Here is a 4,743-nt window from a genome sequence, read left to right as displayed (position 1 = left end):
CTTTGTTTGATTTAGCCTCTCCGCCAGCCTTATTTTCACCTGCCTTATTTTCCGCAGATGCATTAGTTTTGGCAGCTTCTGATTTTTCAGACGATGCTTTAGATGCTGCTGCGGTCTGCGGCTGCTGTTTATCAGACACAAGAGGCTTCTCGGCGGCCTGTTTAGCGGCTGCCTGTTTCATATCGAACTGGGTCGGGATATTCAATACTTTGCCAGCCAACATATGGTCGGCATTTTTATTGATGAACACACCAGGGTTGGCTTTTACCAATGCCTGTATTGCCTGCTCGACCGTCATTCCTTGAGGACGGATACGGGTCGCAATTTCAGTCAGGGTTTCACCCTGTTTGACTAAATGTCGTTTGCCATAACGCGGCTCGCCCTGTACAGAAGAGGCTGCATTTTGCGTCTGTTTAGGCTGTGTTTGGGCATTTTTTGACTTTTTATTGTCGATTCCGTCTTTACGCGTATTATTCGCAACATCTGCAGACGCATTTCCACTACGCAGCGCACGGTTAATCCGTTCGCGCGCAGCTTGACGGTCTATCTGCTGGGAAGCGTATGCGGGAGGCAGCTCCTGACGAACGCGGGGCGTACTGTCGCCCTTGACCGAGTAATCAGCCGGATCGATGATTGCGGTATATTCTCGAGATTGAGCGCCGGTACTGACTTGGAAAATCAGCACAGGGTCTTTGATGGCTTTAGCCGAACGGATATTGATGACCGCACGATCGCCCGCTCTGTGAACGCTGGTTCTGAGGTTGGCATTCGATACGGAAGCCTTGCCGCCGTTAAATAATGCCTGTGCTTCTTCTCCGGTTACGGTGATGTTGCCGGAAAACGGCTCACCCAAATGCGATTGAACATTTAAACCGCCCAACCCTGCGCTTGCACCCACCGAAACCGCTAAGGCAACGGAAGCTGCGATAAGTTTGATTTTGTAATGTTTCTTCAAAACTTGTCCCCTATGAAATGAATCCTGCGGTACTGCCGAGTACTTAACCGTCTATTACGATATATTACGTTATGATATAGTCTAAGTCCCTAATCTGCCAAGTAACACTGTCATTTATGTTATCAAAAATGTCATAAACCGTTGCTGTTTCCCGTGCGTTTTACGGTAAAATTTAAGCCCTCTTCGGCTATCATAAGCGTATTTAAAAACAAAGAGTAAAAGATGAACATCGTAATAGTAGAAGATGACATAAACATGCGCAAGTCCCTAGAGATCGCGCTTGGCGAATACGAAGATCTAAAAATCAAAAGCTATAAAAGCGCCGTCGAGGCGCTTAAGAAAATGGGCGAGGACGTCGATCTCATCATCACCGATATCAACATGCCTCAGATGGACGGACTGGAGTTCATCAAGCGCCTGGAGGGCAAATTTGACGTCATCATAATGACTGGCAACGCAACGCTAAACAAAGCCATCGAGAGCGTGCGCCTTGGCGTCAAGGATTTTCTAACAAAGCCATTTGACGCGCAAACGCTGTACGAGGCGATAAAAAGGGTCGAAATTTTACGCCGTAAACTACCAGCTGCGAGCCTAAAAGCCGCGCAAAACGGGCCAAATTCGCAAGCTGATTCGACCGATTTCGTCGCTAGCTCGCCAGCGCTTGCTAACGCGCTAAATTTAGCCTCTCGCGTTGCAAAAACGGATGCTTCGGCGATGCTAATGGGCGAGAGCGGCGTGGGCAAGGAGCTGTTTGCTAAATTTATCCACAAAAACTCGCCGCGCAAGGACGGTCCGTTTATCGCGATAAACATGGCCGCGATCCCAGAAAATTTGATAGAAAGCGAGCTTTTCGGCTTTGAAAAGGGCGCATTTACCGATGCTTCGGCGATGAAAAAGGGGCAGTTTGAGCTAGCAAGCGGCGGCACGCTATTTTTAGACGAGATCGGCGAGATGCCGCTAAATCTGCAGCCAAAACTCCTACGTGCGATCCAGGAGCGCGAAATCACGCGCCTTGGCGCGACAAAAAGCATCAAAATCGACGTCCGTATCGTTTCAGCGACCAATGCCGATCTGCCCGAACTCATACAAAGCGGTAAATTTAGAGAGGATCTGTTTTACCGCCTAAACACCGTTCCTGTCGCCATCCCGCCGCTAAGAGAGCGCAAAGAGGAGATCTTACCTATCGCCGAACGATTTTTGAAACAAAGCTGCGAGGAGTTTAGCCTCGGCGCAAAAAGCTTTTCCGAAGCGGCGGTAAAGGAGCTAGAAAACTACGATTTTCCGGGCAATATCCGCGAACTTATCTCCGTCGTACAACGAGCAGCGATTCTTAGCGAAGGCGAGGAGATACAACCGGGCGATCTTTTTTTGCAGGCTCGCAGCAGAAAATAGCTTAAATTTAAGCTTTACGCGAGTAAAATAAGCGAAATTTTAGCTTAAATTTTAAATTTAGCCGGCCGAGACGGCGACGCTGAAAATGCGGCGTGCGACTCGTCAAATTTGAGCGGCAAATTTGAATATAAAAGAAGTTAAATTTGACCGCAAATTTGAGTTAAATTTAATGGGTAAGAGCGATTGCGATTAGCTTTATGTCAAAAATCTAAATTTAGTCCGCAGAGCCTAGCAAGTCTTTGGCACCAGGTTAAGCAAAAGAGGCTTGTCGCGACCGCTTTGCCGACCGAGAAGTAAAACCTAAACTTGGTCCGCAAAGTCGGACAAGTCTTTTCGCCTCGCATCCGCTTGCGACGAGACTACGCTACGAGGAGTGCGGGATCCAACCGATGGGGTTGGTCGCAGGACGACTCTGTCGCCCGAGAAGTAAAAAAGAAGTAAAAACAAAGGAGCCAAAAATGAGAAAATTTAACGTTGCCGTCGTAGGCGCGACGGGCGCAGTCGGAGAGGAGCTTTTCCGCGTTATGGAGGAGGTTGATTTCCCGGTGGGCGAGCTGCTACCGCTAGCAAGTGCGAAAAGCGCAGGCACCCAAATAGAGTTTAAAGGCAAAAATCACAAAGTCATGGAGCTCACCGAGACCGTTTTTGACGAGCACGAGATCGACATAGCGTTTTTTAGCGCGGGCGGATCGGTATCCGAAAAATACGCAAAATTTGCAGCCGCCAGCGGCGCCGTCGTGATCGACAACACCAGCCACTTTAGGATGGACGCGGACGTGCCACTAGTCGTGCCCGAGTGCAATCCGCAGGACATCGCGCAGTGGAAAACCCGCGGCATCATCGCCAACCCAAACTGCTCGACCATCCAAATGGTGCAAATTTTAAAACCGCTAGACGACGCGTACGGTATCAACCGCGTGGACGTAGCGACCTATCAGGCGGCTTCTGGCGCTGGTAAAGAGGGTATGGAGGAGCTAGTCGTGCAGCTGCAAAAGTTTTTCGAGTTTAAGCTTGATGAGTGCGAGCCGAAAGTCTTCGCGCACCAGCTAGCGTTTAACGTCATCCCGCACATCGACGTATTTTTGGACAACGACTACACAAAAGAGGAGATGAAAATGGTCAACGAGACCCAAAAAATCCTCCACAAAAATATGGAAGTGAGCGCAACCTGCGTGCGCGTGCCGGTGCTTCGCAGCCACTCAGAGGCTATCACGATTCATTTTGATAGAGACGTGGACGCCGCGGCCGCTCGCGAAATCTTGCGCAAAGCGCCTAGCATCGTGGTCGTGGACGAGCCAGCCGCGAAAAAATATCCGATGCCAAGCATCTCAAGCGACACCAACGAAACCTATGTCGGACGCATCCGCACGGATAACTACCGCAAAAACGTCCTGCATCTATGGTGCAGCGCCGACCAGATCCGCGTGGGAGCGGCAACCAATGCCGTAAGAATCGCGCAAAAATGGATAGAATTGCAGGAATAATCGGCCCGCTTTTTGTTTAAATTTACCGAATTTACGCTTTGGTTTTGGCGTAAATTCGGATAAAATTTGATGATTTTAAAATATAAAATCTGATTTTCCGATACGAATTTTCTACTAGCTTTTTGAATTTGACTCATAAATTTATCCGCACCTTTACGGCGCAAACTTTAGAGTTAAATTTGTAAAGTCAAATTTTGACAAACACAAATTTGGCTCAATTCACCAAACCGAGTAATGCTCGCAAAAACTGTTTTATAAAACACCAAAAAACTCAAATTTAACCCCGCCAGATAACAACCCAAGCCTCACGCACTAACTTAAATTCCAGCTAGGCTCGCGCATGCTCAACGCCCTAGCTTTAAGGAAAATATTATAAAATACGCGTTTTATTTTTAAACAAAGGAAATTAATGCGTAAAGCTTTTGAAAAAATCCTGCTCTTTAGCAACAACTTCACGCTCCTGCCAGTAGTGTTCGGCTTGCTTGGCGCGATCGTGCTTTTCGTCATCGCTAGCTACGACGTGGGCAAGGTATTCGTCGCCGTTTATCACTACTTTTTCGGCGATTTTCACCCGGAGAACTTCCACTCCGACGTCGTCGGAAAGATCGTGGGCGCGATCGACCTCTACCTCATGGCGCTCGTGCTTTACATCTTTAGCTTCGGCATTTACGAGCTGTTTATCTCCGAGATCGAGGAGCTCAAGCAGTCCAAACAGAGCAAAGTCCTCGAGGTGCACTCGCTCGACGAGCTCAAGGATAAACTGGGCAAAGTCATCATCATGGTGCTTATCGTTAACTTTTTCCAACGCGTTTTGCACGCAAATTTCACCACTCCGCTTGAGATGACCTATCTCGCGGCCTCGATTTTGGCGCTTTGTTTGGGACTTTACTTCCTACACAAGGGCGAGCACTA

Annotated in this window: 4 protein-coding genes; 3 read left to right on the top strand and 1 reads right to left on the bottom strand. The window is 48.4% G+C overall.

Annotated features, from left to right (window positions below; all coding sequences use genetic code 11):
* Positions 1 to 955: FimV/HubP family polar landmark protein (locus Q0200_RS06280; protein ID WP_297939135.1), on the bottom strand; the 955-nt coding region annotated here is incomplete at its 3' end.
* Between the two features lie 222 nt (positions 956 to 1,177).
* Between Q0200_RS06280 and Q0200_RS06275 the strand changes: the two genes are divergently transcribed.
* The 3 genes from Q0200_RS06275 to Q0200_RS06265 all read left to right on the top strand — a co-directional run.
* Positions 1,178 to 2,347, top strand: a complete 1,170-nt coding sequence (locus tag Q0200_RS06275) for a sigma-54 dependent transcriptional regulator (RefSeq protein WP_297939132.1) — start codon at positions 1,178 to 1,180, stop codon at positions 2,345 to 2,347.
* 458 nt (positions 2,348 to 2,805) lie between these two features.
* Complete coding sequence (locus Q0200_RS06270) at positions 2,806 to 3,831, top strand: aspartate-semialdehyde dehydrogenase (RefSeq protein WP_297939129.1); 1,026 nt, start codon at positions 2,806 to 2,808, stop codon at positions 3,829 to 3,831.
* Positions 3,832 to 4,240: 409 nt separating this feature from the next.
* Positions 4,241 to 4,743 (top strand): YqhA family protein (locus tag Q0200_RS06265; protein ID WP_297939126.1); only part of this gene is annotated, 503 nt, incomplete at its 3' end.

The organism is uncultured Campylobacter sp., assembly GCF_938045225.1.
GTDB lineage: Bacteria > Campylobacterota > Campylobacteria > Campylobacterales > Campylobacteraceae > Campylobacter_A.
The sequence above is the reverse complement of the archived record's forward strand: the minus strand, read 5'-3'. Positions and strand labels throughout refer to the sequence as shown.